Source organism: Oceaniovalibus sp. ACAM 378 (assembly GCF_008085915.1).
Lineage (GTDB): Bacteria > Pseudomonadota > Alphaproteobacteria > Rhodobacterales > Rhodobacteraceae > Oceaniglobus.
Window position 1 is genome coordinate 86622 of record NZ_VSJK01000013.1, and the last position, 15235, is coordinate 101856.

Below are 15235 nucleotides of genomic sequence, written 5' to 3' on the forward strand. Positions count from 1 at the left end.
GCAGCGAATGTCACCTTTCGATACTGACGAAGGATCAATTTATGAAGATCATGTGTTTGAATGGCTGGGGTGGCAAGTTGCATGAGGCCTTACTGCCTTATCTCCAAACGTGCGCCCCTGAAATCCTTTGCTTGCAGGAAGTCATTCATAGCCCGAGTTCAGATAAGGGCTGGCTAACATATCGCGATGGTGATCACGTCTTGCCGCAGAGGGCGAATTTCTTTCGCGATGTGTGCAAAGCCTTGCCAAATCACGTCGCAGTGTTTTGTCCGGCAGCGCAGGGTATTCTTTGGGACGAAGACCAGTCCATCCCCTCACGATTTGGGCTGGCGACATTTGTGCACGAATCGGTCCCGATTATCGGTCAGTTTCAGGGTTTCGTCCACAAGGGCTATTCGCCGGTCGGATATGGTGAACACCCGCGGTCGCGCAACGCCCACGGCATTCGGGTCTTTGACTACAGTTCAAATCGTTCAATTAGCATAACGCATATGCACGGTCTGCGCGACCTTAATGGAAAGATGGATACGCCGGAGCGAACGAAGCAGGCACGTCGGCTTCTGGACCTTTCTCGGAGTGTATCGGAGCCGGACGACCTGGTAGTGGTTTGTGGTGACTTCAACGTCGAACCTGACAGTGAAACGCTTCGAATATTGAATGATGCAGGACTGTTTGAATTGGTGACAGGGCACGGGTTTACGAGCACACGGAACGCACAATACAAAAAGCCCGGCAAGTTTGCCGACTACATGCTGATCAGTGACGCTGACGCCGTGCAAGGGTTTGAAGTGGTTTACGATGTAGAAGTTTCGGATCATTGTCCGCTCGTTCTCAGCCTTTAGTAACGGTTGTGACCAATGCCGTAACTCAAGTTCCTACATCAAACGCCTGGCAAATCCGGAAGGCGCTGTGAGGGCTCGCAATTGCGCACTAATCACGACCGTCTCCGATGGCGGAGGAGCGTGCGATATCCGCCGTCAATCAAAGTGCGCCCGTCGGTCACAAGGGCGATCGTGGCGTCGCGCAATGCGGACGTTTTCCAAGGCTCCGTGGACACCCGCGACGTTCCGAAAATCACATTGGCAATTTCCCGGTAGGTCGCTCCGGTTTGATGCCCGTCAATGGCCTGAAGCATGCGGCGCAGTCGACGGCGGCGTTGCGTAGTTAGCCGTGTGTCGGCGGTCAGTCGGCGATCCCGCAGAAGAAGTGAAAGCCGCTTAAGCGCCTCCATGCGGTCAATGCAGCTGTCATCGATCGGGATGAGTGCCGCGAGTGGCATCCCCGGCTGCGCTCCGTCGATGAGCAGTAATCTGATTTTTTCTCCATTATCGTCGATCCGCAGACTCAGTCCATTCGGGTCATGACGCGTGTGGTTCTTATCGATTTCCGGCAAAGATACGGGTTTCTGCCCCGAAATCGGTGTGTTTGCAGTGAGGATGACAGTGCCCGGATCGACCTCCGGTTGCCAATAGACGGCAGCCCGCAACGCATCGTGAAGAGGATCGATCGGGAAATCGCAACCCCCAAGACTGGCGCACAAGTCGCGTCAGGTCTTGGGGGTCCTCTTTCTTCCGTTTGGCGCTGGCATAATCGTGCTGATAATCGATATTGCGGCGTAGCCATTCCCAGGCAAGGTCCGGCGCAGTCAGGGATTCCACATAGTCGTATTCGGATGCCGAACGCCACTGAGATGGGTCAAGGGACATGATGATCCTCCAGACTCGCACATCTGATGCGTCTCTGCAGTTTCAACTCTAGGGGGAATTAAAGGAAGTCAGCGGGGCAACAACGTGTGATGCCGTGGCGGCATCACACGCTTGTCAGTGGCTTGCACCGCGCAGAAGCTGCCGATAGCCGTGCTCAGTCATCCAGCGTGCGCGGGCGAGGTGAGCTTCGTGGATTTCGTGCGCACGGCTGGGATTTTCTTCTGGATCGATTTCGAAAACGATGGAAACGACTTCCCGCCAGTCCGCTCCATCGGCGGCGGCATCGAGCAGGCGCATGTAGAGCGTCGCATGTGCCCGGTCGTATTCTGTCAGTGCCGCGCTTTCCGGCGGCTTGTCGAGGAACTTATCGTTCGACACCCTGATCCCCCCTTTTCTTCGCAAGATAGGCGGAAATTCGCCTCATGTTAACTGGTAACTGAATAGCTATTTGCCGATAGCCATCTTGGCGGCATCACGCGATGAGTGTGTGGCATCGAACGAGTTGCTCGATCGCCGTGAACGTCGGTCCAAGCCTTCAATTACATATTATAGTTGATAAACTTATAGTATGTAAACTGCGACTTGTCTGTGCATGGATATGCGTAAACTGGTCGGCCGGAATTTTTCCCGCCTGCGTCGGGAGAAAGGCCTGACGCAGGAGCAGGTGGAAGAACGTTCGGGCTTCAGCCAGCAATATCTCAGCAGCCTCGAACGGGGCCGACGCAATCCGACGGTGATCACGCTTTATGAGTTGGCTCAGGCGCTGGGAGTAGGGCACGTCGAATTGGTGGAGCCAGACGGCGAGGAAGGCTGACTGCTTCGCGCAGGCTCAATAGGCCGGTATGCGGAACAAAGCGGACTCCTGATGCCATCCGAAAGTTCTCGTGCGAGGGACGGCTATGTCGATGTCGGGCAGGTGTTTCCAGGATTCCACGCTTTGATTTGCTCGCGCGTTTCAACTACCCGAACGGCCATGATGTTCACGTCCACATTCTTCCCCCGATTCTGAGCGACTTCCAGTCGTAAGTGCTTCGGCATCAACTGAGTTGTAATGGTTCCGCTTTGCGCGAGCCAAATGGAGAACGTGTAATGTCCATTCACCAGGAAAAGGACCTGACCCAGAGTCAGGTCGAAAACTTCATTGAGCACGGTTTTGTCAAGCTCGAAGCTGCCTTCGACGGCGATCTGGCCCGAGACTGCCGCGACGAATTATGGGCCGATATCGGTTTGTCCCAAGCCCGGCCCGAGACTTTTACGAAGCCGGTCTTCAGCATAGGCTCCAAGTCGTCGCCGCCCTTCATCGCCGCCGCCAATACGCCGCAGCTCCATGCCGCCTACGACAGTCTCGTCGGCGAAGGTCGCTGGCTCTCTCCGCACGGGCTTGGAACTTTCCCGATCCGCTTCCGGTCGAACGAGCACATCGGCGACCATGGCTGGCACGTCGACATGGGCTTCGGCACCGAGAACCCGGATTTCATGAAGTGGCGAGCGAACGTCAAAAGCCGTAGTCGCGCCCTGCTCATGCTCTTTCTGTTTTCGGATGTCGGCCCGGACGATGCACCGAACTGCATACGCAAGAGCTCGCATGCGACCATTGCCCGTGAACTTCTGCCGCATGGCCAGGAAGGCGCAACGCTCGGACAACTCTCGGCCGATGGCTATGCATCGACCGAAGATTGCGATGTGGCGCTTGCAACGGGTTCTACGGGGACCGTCTATCTATGCCACCCCTTAGAGCCTGATTCAAAACTCCGCGAATGTTGTCATGATCTTGCGAGATGGCGTGTAACGCGTCGAATGTGGGCGATGAGCACCCAACCCTCGGCGCTTGCGATGGATTTTTCCCAGTCCTTTGAGAGGCGGCGGCATCGCCCCAGCCATGCAAGGGTCCGCTCGACCACCCAGCGACGGGGCAGGATTTCGAAGCCTTCGGCGGTATCGGAGCGTTTGACGATTTGAACGGTCCAGCGACCGATGGCCTTCAGAGCGTCGCGCAGCTTGGGGCCGGCATAACCGCCATCTGCAAAGATGTGACGCAGCATTGGGTAACGCGTGGCGATGGCTTTCAGCACATCCGGTGCCCCGTCACGATCCTGAATCCCGGCACTATGGAGTTCAAGTCCGACGAGCAATCCAGTCGTGTCGGTCACGATATGACGCTTGCGCCCCTTGATTCTCTTTCCGGCGTCATACCCTCTAACCCCGCCACTTTCCGTGGTTTTTACGCTCTGACTGTCGATGATCCCTGCCGTCGGCTGGGCTTTTCGCCCGTCGGCCAGACGCGCGACCTCGACAAGCTTGCGGTTCATCTCATCCAGCAGGCCGTCATTGCGCCAAGCGTAGAAATAGCCCCGGACCGTGGAGACCGCCGGGAAGTCGTTGGGCAACATACGCCATTGGCACCCGGTCGTTGCCATGTAGAGGATCGCGTCGAACACGTCGCGCAGACGTGTCGTGCGGGGCCTGCCGGTTGTTTTACGTGCGGGCATCAGGGGTTGAATCACCGCCCATTCGGCATCGGTCAAATCGCTTGCGTATTTGCCGCCTGCTCGGACATGTTGGCGACGGGTGAGTTCGGTCCAGGCCATGTGGTTCTCCGTTCAGCTTCTCAACCGAACTGAATCACAACCTGCTGAACTCACTCAATTAGTTTCAAATCAGGCTCTTAGAGGCCGATTCAAAACTATTTGTTTAATTTCAGCTTTTTGCGAGATGCCGCGTGACGCGTCTAATGTATGCGATGAGGATCCAAGCCTCAGCGCTGGCGATGGATTTTTCCCAATCTTTCGACAGGCGGCGACATCGGTTCAGCCAAGCGAAGGTGCGCTCGACGACCCATCGCCATGGCAGCACTTCAAAGCCCTCCGCGGTATCAGAGCGTTTGACGATCTGGACGGTCCATTGGCCGACGGCTTTCAACGCGTCTCGCAGTTTGGGCCCTGCATACCCGCCATCCGCAAATACATTTCGCAATGATGGATAGCGCGACGCGATCGTTTTCAGCACATCGGGTGCGCCATCACGGTCCTGAATTCCAGCGCTGTGGACCACAAAACTATCAACAACCCAACCGTATCGGTTATTATATGACGCTTGCGCCCCTTGATCCGTTTGCCCGCATCATAGCCCCTAACCCCACCGCTTTCAGTGGTTTTTACGCTCTGGCTATCTATGATCCCGGCTGTTGGCTGGGCTTTTCGGCCCTCGGCCAGACGTGCCATTTCGACCAGGTTACGGTTCATCTCATCAAGCAGGCCGTCATCGCGCCACGCGTAGAAATAGCTCCGCACTGTTGAAACCGGTGGGAAGTCATTGGGCAACATGCGCCATTGGCAGCCGGTCGTTGCAATGTAGAGCAGCGCGTCGACTACGTCGCGCAAACATGTTGTACGAGGCCTACCAGTTGTCTTGGGCGGTGGCGTCAAAGGCGCGATCCGCGCCCATTCGGCGTCGCTCATATCACTTGCGTACTTATCGCCATTTCGGTCATGTTGACGACGGGTGAGTTCAGTCCAGGCCATTGGGATCTCCGTTCAGATTCATAACCGAATAGAATCACAACCCACTGAACTCACTCAACTAGTTTTAAATCGGGCTCTTAGTGGTCCATGCAGCGCAGCCTCACTGTGGACAAGAGCCACGGTTCATGGCGCAACGTCCGCTGTTACCCACCATGGGCTTCGATCCGGCCCTGCCACCGTCGCCGGTTCAGGTTGCCATTCGGAGGGCAGGCGGCCTAACGATATAGGTCAAACTGGCTCCGGGACCGCAGCACGGTTCCGGAGCCTCGATGCTAAGGTCGCAGAAGGGCTCGATGCGGTCGGTCCATGGTGTGGAAAGCCCAGCCCGAGATTTTCGGTTGGGCCGTCGAAATGGCCACCCAATCCCCGTTACGGAGGATTGGGCGGGACCAGATAATGCTGAAGTCTTCGCTGCCCCGGTCGTCTGAGATGGTCGCGCGGCCCCGCACCGAGAAGCTCAACTTTGTCAGTTCACCACCAAGGGCGTTTCAACAACCAGTTTCATTCCGCGCCGCCACAGTTTGACCATGCGCGACGCAATGCGGCATGAAGATCGACTGACTTGATTTGAGCAAGCCTAACCTGTGTCCAACCTCTGGAGCCCCACTTGTTAAAGACGGGCGCGAATGCTTCAGGAAAAAGTTCGCACCACTGCTCTTGTTCGAATGGCGTGAGGTAAAGGTTTGCAGTGTCCCCGTCCGGCCCAAGCGAGGCGAATATTCGGCGAACCTTGAAGGCCCGTCTGTCGAAATGTGCCACTTCCTCCGTGCCATGGAGTGAAAGCGCCAACTCACGAAATGTCTCCCCCGTTGTCATTGGGCGATTCGCACCTCAGGCTTGGCAAGGGCAGGTGCAAGATGGGTCAACACGCAGCGCCACGTGCCATCCACCTTCTGGTAGACATCCGTGATCCATTCGTCCGCTGATATGGGTTCGCCATGAAACCGGCCGGAATTCTGACCGCGACCGGTGACAGTCGCGACGTCGCCCAGGATGTGCCTGTGATACGTCGTCTTGGTCATCGTGTCATGGGTGAGATTGCCCGCAGCGATCAAGTCCAGAAGCTTCTCTGCTGATACGGGGCCGCTTTCCGGGGTGACGAGTATCCAGTCGTCCGTAATGCATTGCCGGATGGCATCCGGATCATTGCTGATCATGGCCGCGCTGAAAGCTTGCTCGGCGGCCTCAAGCTGCTCATTGATGTCCTTGTTCATGCTGAGGTTTCCTCGTCCCAGCGTGACTGCATTTCGGCTGGTGTGATCTTCTCGATTGTTTGGGAGAGCATCCAGCGATGGCCGAATGGGTCCTGCAGGGTCGCACTGCGTTCGCCAAAGGACTGATCCTTGGGTGCGCGTAGAAGCAGAGCACCGGCCGCGACGGCACGTTCCACATCGGTATCAACCGTTTCCGTTGACAGATGAAGTGTGACCGGCGAGCCGCCAATCGTGTCCGGGCTGACCGCGCCGAAGTCAGGATACTCGTCAGCCAGCATGAACTGACTGTCATCAATGGTCAGTTCCGCATGGCCGACGCGCCCGTCACCAGGGTCGACCATCTTGAAGACTTCCACAGCTCCAAACGCCTTGCGATAAAATTCAATGGCGCGCGCGGCATCCTTTGCAACGAGATAAGGGACGAGAGTTCTGACCATCGAGTAATCCTCCTCTTGATGTGATCTTATATTTACGTTACGACTCGTAATGAAATGAGTCAAGACAGTCCCAAGCTCCGCGGTCGTCCGCCCAGCAAAACCGCCCGGCGCAAGGCGCTGGCGGCCGCATACGAGATATTGATGCAAGATGGTTTGGGTCGCATTTCGATTGAGGCAGTCGCGGCCCGGTCCGGTGTGGGCAAGCCAACGATCTATCGCAATTGGGCTAATGCCAGCGAACTTGCCATGGCGGCACTTATGGAGGGTCACCCCGAAATTGCAGCCGCCAAGAAGCAGAGCGGCCTTGGCGATGCCCTCATGCGCCAGATCAAAGACATCGTTCAGGTTTTCGCAACGACCCGCGGTCGGCAGATTGCGTTGGCTTTGGCCTCGGCGGATCCGGACAGCGAGATGACCCGTGCGTTTCGCAACCGGATCATCCTCTCAGGGCGCGAGGCAGGTCGGCAACTGCTTGACGCGGCAGTGCAGCGCGGCGAAATCCAGACGCCGTCGGATATCGAAGTCGTGCTGGACATGATCTACGCGCCCATTTTCTACCGGCTACTTGTTGGCCATCGTCCGTTGGACGTCGGTTTTGCGGAAGCGCTGGTGGAGAAGGCGGTCGAACTCCTGAAATGCCAATCGGGTCCATAGTCTGGCTAGCTGGGGTCAATCGCTCAGAGCAATCAGGTGATCGAGCGCCGTGCCGAATCCTGCCTTTGACGTGTCACGATGCGACGTCCCAAGGGTTAGCTTGTTGCCCGCAAATCAGGCGCCGATGAACTGCGGCAAGCCCTTTAGAGTATCGGAACGCCCCGCCCGGATCGTCCGGGCGGGGCGTCGAACTGGTCGCTTAGTCGCCGTTGCGGCGGTCGGGACGGGACCAGATGAGGCTGTAGGCGTCGTCCTCGTCGTCGAAGAGGTTGGCGTAGATCGGAGCGGTGAAGCTCGGATCGTCCAGCTTGAGGCCCAGGTAGGCGCGGCCCTCGTTGGAGGTTTTGGACCAGGCGGCTCCGATTTCCGCGCGGCCGACAAGGACGCGGTGGCTCGGGGCGTTCTCGCTGGTCTGGCCGGTTTCGGGAACGATGCGGACGTTCTTGGCCTGCACGTTGAGGGTGACGATTTCGCCGGTGTATTCGTTGCCGGACTTCTTGAAGGTGCCGATGGTTGCCATGGTAATTCTCCTTGATCAGATGTTTTCAAGCCCGCACCATTGCGGCCTCGATGGCGATCGAGAGGCCGGAGGCGACCGACGGCTCACCTACAGGGCCGCAACGTCAGTGGAGGACGGCGAACGGAGACATTCTTGTCGTCGCGAGGAATGGCGGCGCAGCCGACAGGGGAAGAAAGTTGACGTGCGCCGTTGAGCCTTAGGCGGTCGAGGCGAAGCCGCCCTTCGGCCAGATCAGCCCACTGAAGAGGCCGTTTGGAGCGGTCGACAAAGATGCAAGATGTTCACGGAGAACTTGGCAATCGAAGAGCACTAGTGAGTCTGGCTGTTTGAGAATTGCACCGGTCATCGGCACCTATATCAGGATCGATCAGTCTGTCTTTGAAACCAAGCAGTCAGGTTTTGCGAGGAAGCCGACACCGCGCTTCGTGGCCGGCCAAGCTTTCGTCAGCCCACCCGAAGGCTCGCGACACGAATTTCCCGCGCCTCGGTGGAAACTGGACACCATGCCGTCCCCCCTCATTCGGCAAGCAAAGAAGCCGTGTGAACGAAGGCTCAGCCACCTACGTCCCGTTCCAGCAGCGCTCGACAATCAAGCGCCGCCAGCACGCGCCTCTCCCGACTCGGGCGGAACTGAGGCATGCTCGAAGAAAGCTGGCGTGGTTCAATTTCAGTCCGGCGAGGCTTTGCGGCCCTTCGGTTGGTTTCCTCGACAAACGTTTAGTCTGAGCGCGCGTAAGCCGTCACGCGATCTGACGCTTCAATTCGTCCCAAGCTTCTTCGATGGTCGGGGGCGCTTTAGGACGCGTGTACATTCTCTCGACATAGGCGTTCAGTCCTGGCGCGTCACCCAGGATGCCCCCTTCTCTTGCCCAGTTCAGGGTATAGGCGGCGTTGAAATCGGCGACGCTCAGCCGGTCGCCCACGATAAACTCACGGTCCTTCATGTGGTCCTCCAGGACAGCGATCATCGCCTCCCCGTCGCGCTTCGCAAGCGGAACGTCAGCTGCGAGGCGCTCATCTTCCGGGTACATCCTTGTATGGAGTCCGACACGCCAGAGAGGCTGCTCGATCTCGGTCGCGAGGAAGAACATCCAGCGATATATCTGACCGCGTTCCGACAGGTTGGCTCCCATGAAGCCTTTCTCCGGGAATTTTTCCGCGAGGTAGAGCTGAATTGCACAGGATTCGCTGATGACGTCGTCGCCGTCGACCAGGACCGGCAGCTTTCCAGTGGGGTTCAATGCCAGCATCTGGGGGTTCTTGTGCTCCCCAATACCCATGTCGACCTCTACGATCTCGCAGTCGATCTCCAACTCGTTGATCAGCCAGATCGCGCGTAGGGCGCGCGTGGGGGGTGTTCCGTAGAGTTTCATTCAGACAGGTCCTTTCGCGATGATCGTATCTGGCACAAGCTCCAAGCGCTTGAGTCCAGCCGACGGCTGATATAGATTAGAATGAACGTTCCATTTAACGGTGTCAACTGGCGGCGGCAAGGTTGGTGCGTGAGAGGAGAATCCGTAGTGTCGAACGGCGCGCAAACACGCATTGAACGCAGCCGCACCAAGATCGTCGCGGCTGCGGCGGACGTCTTCCTGAAGGAGGGCTTTCTTGGCGCGACGATGGATCAGATCGCATCACAGGCAGACGTGTCGGTTCAGACCATCTACAGCCGCTTCCAAAGCAAGGAGACACTGTTCCACGAAGTCGTCGATGCCTTGGCTGGCGCTGCGACGCGAAGCATCAACCGCGACGTGGATGAATTGCCGGACGGGATCGATTCGGAAGACTGGCTTCGCAGGTTCTCCATCAAGCAGTTGCGGACAGTCCTGACGCCACGATTGATGCAGCTACGACGGATGGTCATCGGTGAGAGCGGCAGGTTTCCGGAACTCGGCGTGGCGCTTTACAGGGAAGGGCCGGGACGCGCGATCGAACGCCTCACAGAGGCCTTCACGCATTTCGCGGCCATCGGAGAGCTTTCGATAACCGACCCGAAGCTAGCAGCGGAGCAATTCAATTGGCTTCTCATGGGTGGCCCGACAAGCGAAGTCATGCACCTCGGCGACGCCGCGATCCCGACGAAGCGACAGATGGAAAAGCACGCCGAGCAAACCGTCGATCTGTTCATGGCGAAGTACTCTGTCGCTGATCGCCAGATTGAAAGGCGCCGTTGATCTGAAGGTGTCTGCAAGCGGGCATATTCTGACGTCGCAAATGTCCTTGGAAACACCGGTGCCGATCCTAGCGTCAGCGCAGGTCAAGGCGCATCAAGCGCCGCGCGCAGATCCTGTCCACATACCGCTCGCTTTCCACTGCGACCTCGGCGGTCATTCACTCTGTCGTCAGCCCGGCGGTCATGTTGACGACCGATGCGGTCATGGCCCCCGCATGTTCCGAGGCGAGGAAGGCGATGGTTTCGGCGACCTGCGAAAGCGTCGGCAAGCGCTTCAACATCGTGCCTTGGGCCGCCCCGCCGAGCCAGTCCTGCACCGACAGCCCCATCGCCTGGGCCTTGGGTGCGAAGAGCTCTCCGGTATAGGACCCGGCCTCCAGCGCATCGGCGATCGCATGCGACCGCAAGCAGAGGACGCGGATGTTTCGCGGCCCGAGTTCGCTGGCGAGCGCCTTCGTAAAGGCCTCGATGCCAGCGCAGGCGACGATATGGCCGAGATGTCCAGGTGCCGCCATGCGGCCGCCCGGGGCCACCACGTTAATGATCGTTCCGCCGCGCTCACCGCCCATATGGGGCGCAACTGCCTTGGAGATGTTGAAGAGCGACGTCATAAACGGGACCATGCCCTGCATGAACTCGGCCATTGACAATTCGCCGATCTCCTTGCCCTGATCATGCATGAAGCTCGTGGCGTTGACGACGATGTCTATTCCGCCAGTGCGCTCGGCCAGCCGGGCTGTCTGATTCAATGTCGCCTGTTCATCGAGCGCATCGACCTTGAACGTGTCCGCCTTTCCGCCTTCCGCACGAATGACCAGCGCTGCGCGCCGCAATCTTTCCTCGGTTCGTGCACCGAGATGGACATGCGCTCCTTCGCGCGCGAGGGCGTGTCCGACCGCGCTGCCGATCGCACCGCTACCGCCAAAAATCATCGCTGTTTTGTTTTCCGCCAACATGGCATTTCTCCCTTTGGTCATTTTGGAAGTCGATCGTCGTAAAGTGCTTGAAGCTCCGACCAGCCCGACCAGAAGGAAGCGGGTTCTACGCCGGAGAGCTCGGCGGAAAGAATGTCGAGATGCATATGCCATCCCGGCGCGGTCATCCGGCGCATGTTCCGGTCGTCGAGGCCGCGATGCGTGACCGTTAGCAGGACGCGGTTGCCTTTCTCCTTCAGCATGAAGGTCACGTCGCCTTTGCCCCAGGCGATTGTCAGCATTCGCGGCGGATCGACCGCGACGATACTGCTTTGCATACGCTGTTCTTCGGCAAATCCCGAAGGGCGGGTGTCGTCGGCATCGCTCAAGGTGTCGTTGCGCCAGACCAGTTCCAGCGGCGCGCCCGGAACGAGGTCCATTCCTCCGGCGGCCAGCCATTTCCGTCGAAGGTCGCTGTCGGTCAGGTACCGCCAAACCCGGTCCGCCGGACCGGGAAGCCAGCGCTGGATGACCAGCGTCGAGTTGTCGGTCATTTTAGCGAAACGGTCGACGTCGTCTTGCTCAGTCATGTCTGGTCTCCCTCGCATGGTTCGGCGAGTGCGGGCTGCATGGTCTGCGCATCTTCCTCTCGCAGCATGTGTTCCAATGTATCGAGGCGGCTGGTCCAGAACCGCTCGTAGAAGGCCAATTCCTCGAGTGCCTGCTTCACAGGTGTCGCTTCAAGGTGGCAGACATGGGTCCGCCAGCGGATTTCGCGGCGGACGAGTCCGGCCTTCTCGAGGACCCGGATGTGTTTCGACGCTGCGGCGAGCGTCATGGGAAAGGGCTCGCATAATTCACCGACGGTACGCTCGCCCGTCGCGAGGTCGCGGAGCATCGCCCGCCGGGTGCCGTCGCTGAAAGCCTGAAATATCTCGTCCATGGAGTGTGATTCTCGTTCAACCATACGGTATAATTAAATAAGATACGATCATCATTCAACAAGAAAGTATAATGATTTGGTGCACGACCTTCATTGGTGCGAAGAACCAGCTTTTGTCATCGTTCAACGTCGCCCTCAAGAACCGCTCGCTCGTTCGAAGTCCGGCTCGGATGATGCGGCTCCCGCCATCCGAAACAAGGAGGTGATGCCCACCGCGCCCGCACCGATAATGGAGAACGCCATCTGCCAGCCTTCGGACGGTATGAGGTATTTGGCGATCCCATGGGTAGCGGCATACCCAGCAACGGCGGCCGGTCCGGCAAACACCAGTGCGACGATCAGGCGAATCCAGAGCGGGCGCGCGAAGGCTAAAATGAGTTGCCCGAGAATGGCAACTGCACCGGCGGCGACGGCGCCAACGATGAAGCCGCCGATGTATCCGGCTCCGGTGCCATAGGTCCATATGCCGACGGTAACACCGACAAACAGCGGAAGCGCGTAGACGGCAAATGTAAACAGGAGCCAGCACAGTGTGCCGATGACTCCGACCAGAAGTAGGATGTTGAGAAAGAGCATGGTGACTGGCTCCGTGCAAAAAACGTTGGACGGGTGCGCCTTCCACCACCACCTTGACGCAGCGTTTTCATAACAGAAAACGGCAGGAATTGGGAGCGTATTCGTTGGTTCCGCAACAGAGACCATCTGGCAAACCGGTCGGTTTGGCGTTGATGTTGGGGTGGCGCTCACGCGCCACCCTTTTTGCGGAAATCACAGGCCTTGATACCGAGCTTGCGCGCCTTGTCGGCGAAATTGTCCTGAATGCCTGTGCCAGGGAAGACGATGACGCCAATCGGCGGGGTATCGAGGATCGCATCGTTGCGCTTGAACGGGGCCGCTTTGCCATTACGTGTCCAGTCGGGCTTGAAGGCGACCTGCGCGATCTTGCGAGTCTCGGCCCATTTGGCGGCGATCAGTTCCGCGCCCTTGGGCGATCCGCCATGCAGCAGGACCATGTCCGCATGTTTGGCATGGACCTTGTCGAGCGTGTCCCAGATCAGCCGGTGATCGTTGAAGTCGAGCCCGCCGGTGAAGGCGATCTTCGTACCTTGCGGTAGATGTACTTCCGTGTCGGCGCGCCTCTTCGCGGCGAGGAAGTCGCGGCTGTCGATCATCGCGGAGGTGAGGTTGCGGTGGTTCACGCGTGACCCGGATCGCTGAGACCAGGGGGACCCGGTCAGGCGGAGATAATGATCGGCGGCGCTGTCACGATAGACCTCCATGCAGTCACGGCGTTCGAGGAGTGACTGGCCGACGCCGATCAGATGTTCGAGCTGGACGGATTTGACCTCGGAGCCGTCCTGTTCGCGCTGGCGGCGTTTCTGCGCCTGTTCGTTGTCGTCGAGTTTGCGTTCGATCCGGTCGGTGGCGCGGTGGAACATATTCACCGCCGACCAGAGCAATTCGTCGAGATCGTGATCGAGGCTGGTGTCCGCCATGGTCGCCACGAGGGCGTCGAAGATGTCGGCGACGGCGGCTTCGACCCGGTGGTCTTCGGGCACGTCGCGGGGGTCGGGATCGTTCTCGGAATGCCGGTAGCCGTACAGTTGGAGGTCGGTGCAGATCGCGTCGGTAGGAGATGCGCTGTGATGCGGCTCGTCATGGGTGTTGTCGGGATCAGTAAACATGGGATGCTCCTTCGTCGGGTGACCGCGACCGCCGCGGCCTTCATGGCGACGAAAGACGGTGGGCGGGGCGGACCTGCACCCGGACGCGAAGCGGGAGGGCCGCAGCGCAGCGGAGGATGGCGGAGACCGGTTCTTTTGGCTCGCGATGGAAAGGCGGGCCATCCGGGGCCCCCATGCGAGGTGTCGCTGGGGTGGTGGGCCGCCGCCGGAAAAGAACCGGACGCAGCCATTGCCGGTCAGCGCCGTTTGCCGTTCTGTCGCCCACTCAAGAAGGCCGAGGTCGCGGGTCTCTTCGAATGCAGGTGAATATCCCTGAGCGATCGCGACACGGACCGATCAGCCTGTCACGACCTTTCGTCCGGCCCAGGGCGCATCGTCCATGAAACGGTCGACATCTTCCGGGGCGATCTGGACCCTCACTGCGCTTCGAAGTGCATCAATGCCAAGGAGGCGCAGGTCATCGTTGAAGTCTCCGAGCCGCGGCGACAAGGTGATCGGCTCGATACCGGCTTTGCATGCTCTGTCGATCAGAGCTTCCATCGCTCCGTCTCCGGCCGGGTCGTCATCACGCGCGACATAGAGGCGGCGCAGGGATGCAGGAAACAGGAGGGCGGCGAGATGGGCTGCCGAAAGCGCGGCCACCATCGGCATCCTGGGCAGGACCATCCTCAGCGACAGCATGGTTTCGATGCCTTCGCCGGCTGCCATGACATCCTGAGTCACGCCAAACCGGACTGCATGGCCGCGCAGGTTGCCCATCGCGCGGCGCGGTGTGTCGATCGGTGCCTTGCCGAGGGTCGCCTCCGAGAAGCCATCCGGATCAAGCCAGGTGCGATGCGCGCCGGTGATCGTGCCTTCGAGATCGGTGACCGCAGCAACAAGCGCGGGCCATATCTCGGGCTCGGAATGGCGGTCAGGTCGATAATAACAGCGAGGATGGAACCGCAGGCTTCCGGTCTCGGGCAAAGCCGTGATGCCGCGATTTTGAAAATAGGTTTCCGCAAGTGTGCCCACGATCGGCTGGGCCATCGCAAAGAGCCGCCGCGCGGCTTTGGGTGATCCGGTGGGGACTGATGCGGGTCGCGGATTCGGACCGGTCTGCGATTCAGGCTGAGGCAGACTGAGAAATCGCCGCGCTTCGTCGGCAACGTCCTTGAAATCGGAGAGCCCGCAGCTCTCGCGGATTATATCGAGCAGGTCGCCATGTTCGGAGGTGGCCGCATCGGTCCACTTGCCTGCTGCTCCCTTGCTGCTGTCCGATCCTTTCAGGCGCACAAACATTGACCGACCGGGCGTGCCGCGGACATCGCCGACCATCCAGTAGTTTCCTTCACGGCGACCTTTCGGCAAATAGTGCCGGCATACCGCCTCGGCATTGCGGGCCAGGACTTCTGTCAGTTCCAATGTTGATCGTGCCATGACGATACCTCCAAAGAAAAAGGGGCCCACCTTTCGGCGAGCCCAGTTG

20 protein-coding genes and 1 pseudogene are annotated in these 15235 nt (G+C 59.0%); 4 read left to right on the forward strand and 17 right to left on the reverse strand.

Features of this window, described 5'->3' with window-relative positions; translation table 11 throughout:
• Positions 1-41 precede the first annotated feature (41 nt).
• Positions 42-842 (forward strand): endonuclease/exonuclease/phosphatase family protein, encoded by an 801-nt coding sequence (locus FQ320_RS17585; RefSeq protein WP_148474607.1) that lies wholly within the window; start codon positions 42-44, stop codon positions 840-842.
• 92 nt (positions 843-934) lie between these two features.
• Here the strand turns inward: FQ320_RS17585 and FQ320_RS26515 are convergent, their stop codons facing one another.
• The 3 genes and pseudogenes from FQ320_RS26515 to FQ320_RS17600 form a co-directional block, all read right to left on the reverse strand.
• Positions 935-1540 carry a DUF2285 domain-containing protein gene (locus FQ320_RS26515; RefSeq protein ID WP_255509582.1) on the reverse strand — a complete coding sequence of 202 codons (606 nt, stop codon included), beginning with the start codon at positions 1538-1540 and terminating at the stop codon, positions 935-937.
• A gap of 19 nt (positions 1541-1559) precedes the next feature.
• Positions 1560-1706: pseudogene (locus tag FQ320_RS26880) on the reverse strand (transcriptional regulator domain-containing protein); the annotation flags it as partial.
• Positions 1707-1820: 114 nt separating this feature from the next.
• Positions 1821-2084, reverse strand: coding sequence for a DNA -binding domain-containing protein (locus tag FQ320_RS17600; RefSeq protein ID WP_148474609.1), 264 nt, complete (start codon positions 2082-2084; stop codon positions 1821-1823).
• Between the two features lie 220 nt (positions 2085-2304).
• Here FQ320_RS17600 and FQ320_RS17605 point away from each other — a divergent pair, with 220 nt between their 5' ends.
• On the forward strand, positions 2305-2520 hold the full coding sequence (locus tag FQ320_RS17605; protein ID WP_255509583.1) for a helix-turn-helix domain-containing protein: 216 nt from the start codon (positions 2305-2307) through the stop codon (positions 2518-2520).
• A gap of 395 nt (positions 2521-2915) precedes the next feature.
• Here FQ320_RS17605 and FQ320_RS25750 read toward each other — a convergent pair whose 3' ends face one another.
• From FQ320_RS25750 to FQ320_RS17640, 6 genes are all read right to left on the reverse strand, one after another.
• Entirely contained in the window at positions 2916-3350 is a 435-nt protein-coding gene (locus tag FQ320_RS25750) for a hypothetical protein (RefSeq protein ID WP_187393944.1), read from the reverse strand.
• 119 nt (positions 3351-3469) lie between these two features.
• The gene (locus FQ320_RS17615) at positions 3470-4294 is read right to left on the reverse strand and encodes an IS5 family transposase (RefSeq protein WP_148474613.1); all 825 of its coding nucleotides are present in this window, start codon (positions 4292-4294) and stop codon (positions 3470-3472) included.
• 109 nt (positions 4295-4403) lie between these two features.
• Positions 4404-5227, reverse strand: a protein-coding gene (locus tag FQ320_RS17620; protein ID WP_148474615.1) for an IS5 family transposase whose coding sequence is annotated in 2 segments (ribosomal slippage) — positions 4404-4762 and positions 4762-5227 — 825 coding nt in all. Because the reading frame shifts where the segments join, the coding sequence is not laid out codon by codon here.
• 501 nt (positions 5228-5728) lie between these two features.
• Positions 5729-6043, reverse strand: a complete 315-nt coding sequence (locus tag FQ320_RS26885) for an MmcQ/YjbR family DNA-binding protein (protein ID WP_148474617.1) — start codon at positions 6041-6043, stop codon at positions 5729-5731.
• Positions 6040-6441, reverse strand: coding sequence for a nuclear transport factor 2 family protein (locus FQ320_RS17635; protein ID WP_148474619.1), 402 nt, complete (start codon positions 6439-6441; stop codon positions 6040-6042). The genes FQ320_RS26885 and FQ320_RS17635 overlap by 4 nt, the downstream gene beginning before the upstream one ends.
• Complete coding sequence (locus FQ320_RS17640; protein WP_255509584.1) at positions 6438-6941, reverse strand: VOC family protein; 504 nt, start codon at positions 6939-6941, stop codon at positions 6438-6440. The genes FQ320_RS17635 and FQ320_RS17640 overlap by 4 nt, the downstream gene beginning before the upstream one ends.
• On the opposite strand from FQ320_RS17640, the gene FQ320_RS17645 reads away from it, so the two are divergent.
• Positions 6933-7532 (forward strand): TetR/AcrR family transcriptional regulator, encoded by a 600-nt coding sequence (locus FQ320_RS17645; RefSeq protein WP_148474621.1) that lies wholly within the window; start codon positions 6933-6935, stop codon positions 7530-7532. The genes FQ320_RS17640 and FQ320_RS17645 overlap by 9 nt on opposite strands.
• Before the next feature lie 199 nt (positions 7533-7731).
• Here FQ320_RS17645 and FQ320_RS17650 read toward each other — a convergent pair whose 3' ends face one another.
• Together FQ320_RS17650 and FQ320_RS17660 are read right to left on the reverse strand one after the other, a co-directional pair.
• Positions 7732-8052 carry a DUF736 domain-containing protein gene (locus FQ320_RS17650; RefSeq protein ID WP_148474623.1) on the reverse strand — a complete coding sequence of 107 codons (321 nt, stop codon included), beginning with the start codon at positions 8050-8052 and terminating at the stop codon, positions 7732-7734.
• A 740-nt stretch (positions 8053-8792) separates the two neighbouring features.
• Positions 8793-9425 carry a glutathione S-transferase family protein gene (locus FQ320_RS17660; protein WP_148474624.1) on the reverse strand — a complete coding sequence of 211 codons (633 nt, stop codon included), beginning with the start codon at positions 9423-9425 and terminating at the stop codon, positions 8793-8795.
• Between the two features lie 147 nt (positions 9426-9572).
• Between FQ320_RS17660 and FQ320_RS17665 the strand changes: the two genes are divergently transcribed.
• Positions 9573-10226 (forward strand): TetR/AcrR family transcriptional regulator, encoded by a 654-nt coding sequence (locus FQ320_RS17665; RefSeq protein ID WP_255509585.1) that lies wholly within the window; start codon positions 9573-9575, stop codon positions 10224-10226.
• A gap of 157 nt (positions 10227-10383) precedes the next feature.
• Here the strand turns inward: FQ320_RS17665 and FQ320_RS17670 are convergent, their stop codons facing one another.
• The 6 genes from FQ320_RS17670 to FQ320_RS17695 all read right to left on the reverse strand — a co-directional run bounded on the left by FQ320_RS17670 (position 10384) and on the right by FQ320_RS17695 (position 15186).
• On the reverse strand, positions 10384-11181 hold the full coding sequence (locus tag FQ320_RS17670; RefSeq protein WP_148474628.1) for an SDR family NAD(P)-dependent oxidoreductase: 798 nt from the start codon (positions 11179-11181) through the stop codon (positions 10384-10386).
• 17 nt (positions 11182-11198) lie between these two features.
• Positions 11199-11729: an SRPBCC family protein gene (locus FQ320_RS17675; protein ID WP_148474629.1), complete on the reverse strand. Its 531-nt coding sequence runs from the start codon at positions 11727-11729 to the stop codon at positions 11199-11201.
• Positions 11726-12082, reverse strand: a complete 357-nt coding sequence (locus FQ320_RS17680) for a helix-turn-helix transcriptional regulator (RefSeq protein WP_222861632.1) — start codon at positions 12080-12082, stop codon at positions 11726-11728. Before FQ320_RS17680 ends, FQ320_RS17675 begins: the two co-directional genes overlap by 4 nt.
• 135 nt (positions 12083-12217) lie before the next feature.
• A complete protein-coding gene (locus tag FQ320_RS17685) occupies positions 12218-12658 on the reverse strand; it encodes a hypothetical protein (RefSeq protein WP_148474633.1) in 441 nt (146 codons plus the stop codon).
• A 167-nt stretch (positions 12659-12825) separates the two neighbouring features.
• Positions 12826-13767 carry a DUF2493 domain-containing protein gene (locus tag FQ320_RS17690; RefSeq protein ID WP_148474635.1) on the reverse strand — a complete coding sequence of 314 codons (942 nt, stop codon included), beginning with the start codon at positions 13765-13767 and terminating at the stop codon, positions 12826-12828.
• 336 nt (positions 13768-14103) lie between these two features.
• Positions 14104-15186, reverse strand: a complete 1083-nt coding sequence (locus FQ320_RS17695; protein ID WP_148474637.1) for a toprim domain-containing protein — start codon at positions 15184-15186, stop codon at positions 14104-14106.
• Between the last annotated feature and the right edge of the window lie 49 nt (positions 15187-15235).

Excerpts from the sequence above, each read along its gene's own strand:
- FQ320_RS17645 (WP_148474621.1), top strand. The coding sequence starts at position 6,933 with ATGAGTCAAGACAGTCCCAAGCTCCGCGGTCGTCCGCCCAGCAAAACC.
- FQ320_RS17615 (WP_148474613.1), bottom strand. The coding sequence starts at position 4,294 with ATGGCCTGGACCGAACTCACCCGTCGCCAACATGTCCGAGCAGGCGGC.
- FQ320_RS17585 (WP_148474607.1), top strand. The coding sequence starts at position 42 with ATGAAGATCATGTGTTTGAATGGCTGGGGTGGCAAGTTGCATGAGGCC.
- FQ320_RS17670 (WP_148474628.1), bottom strand. The coding sequence starts at position 11,181 with ATGTTGGCGGAAAACAAAACAGCGATGATTTTTGGCGGTAGCGGTGCG.
- FQ320_RS17680 (WP_222861632.1), bottom strand. The coding sequence starts at position 12,082 with ATGGACGAGATATTTCAGGCTTTCAGCGACGGCACCCGGCGGGCGATG.
- FQ320_RS17650 (WP_148474623.1), bottom strand. The coding sequence starts at position 8,052 with ATGGCAACCATCGGCACCTTCAAGAAGTCCGGCAACGAATACACCGGC.
- FQ320_RS17635 (WP_148474619.1), bottom strand. The coding sequence starts at position 6,441 with ATGAACAAGGACATCAATGAGCAGCTTGAGGCCGCCGAGCAAGCTTTC.
- FQ320_RS17605 (WP_255509583.1), top strand. The coding sequence starts at position 2,305 with ATGCGTAAACTGGTCGGCCGGAATTTTTCCCGCCTGCGTCGGGAGAAA.
- FQ320_RS17685 (WP_148474633.1), bottom strand. The coding sequence starts at position 12,658 with ATGCTCTTTCTCAACATCCTACTTCTGGTCGGAGTCATCGGCACACTG.
- FQ320_RS17660 (WP_148474624.1), bottom strand. The coding sequence starts at position 9,425 with ATGAAACTCTACGGAACACCCCCCACGCGCGCCCTACGCGCGATCTGG.
- FQ320_RS17695 (WP_148474637.1), bottom strand. The coding sequence starts at position 15,186 with ATGGCACGATCAACATTGGAACTGACAGAAGTCCTGGCCCGCAATGCC.
- FQ320_RS17690 (WP_148474635.1), bottom strand. The coding sequence starts at position 13,767 with ATGTTTACTGATCCCGACAACACCCATGACGAGCCGCATCACAGCGCA.
- FQ320_RS17675 (WP_148474629.1), bottom strand. The coding sequence starts at position 11,729 with ATGACTGAGCAAGACGACGTCGACCGTTTCGCTAAAATGACCGACAAC.
- FQ320_RS26885 (WP_148474617.1), bottom strand. The coding sequence starts at position 6,043 with ATGACAACGGGGGAGACATTTCGTGAGTTGGCGCTTTCACTCCATGGC.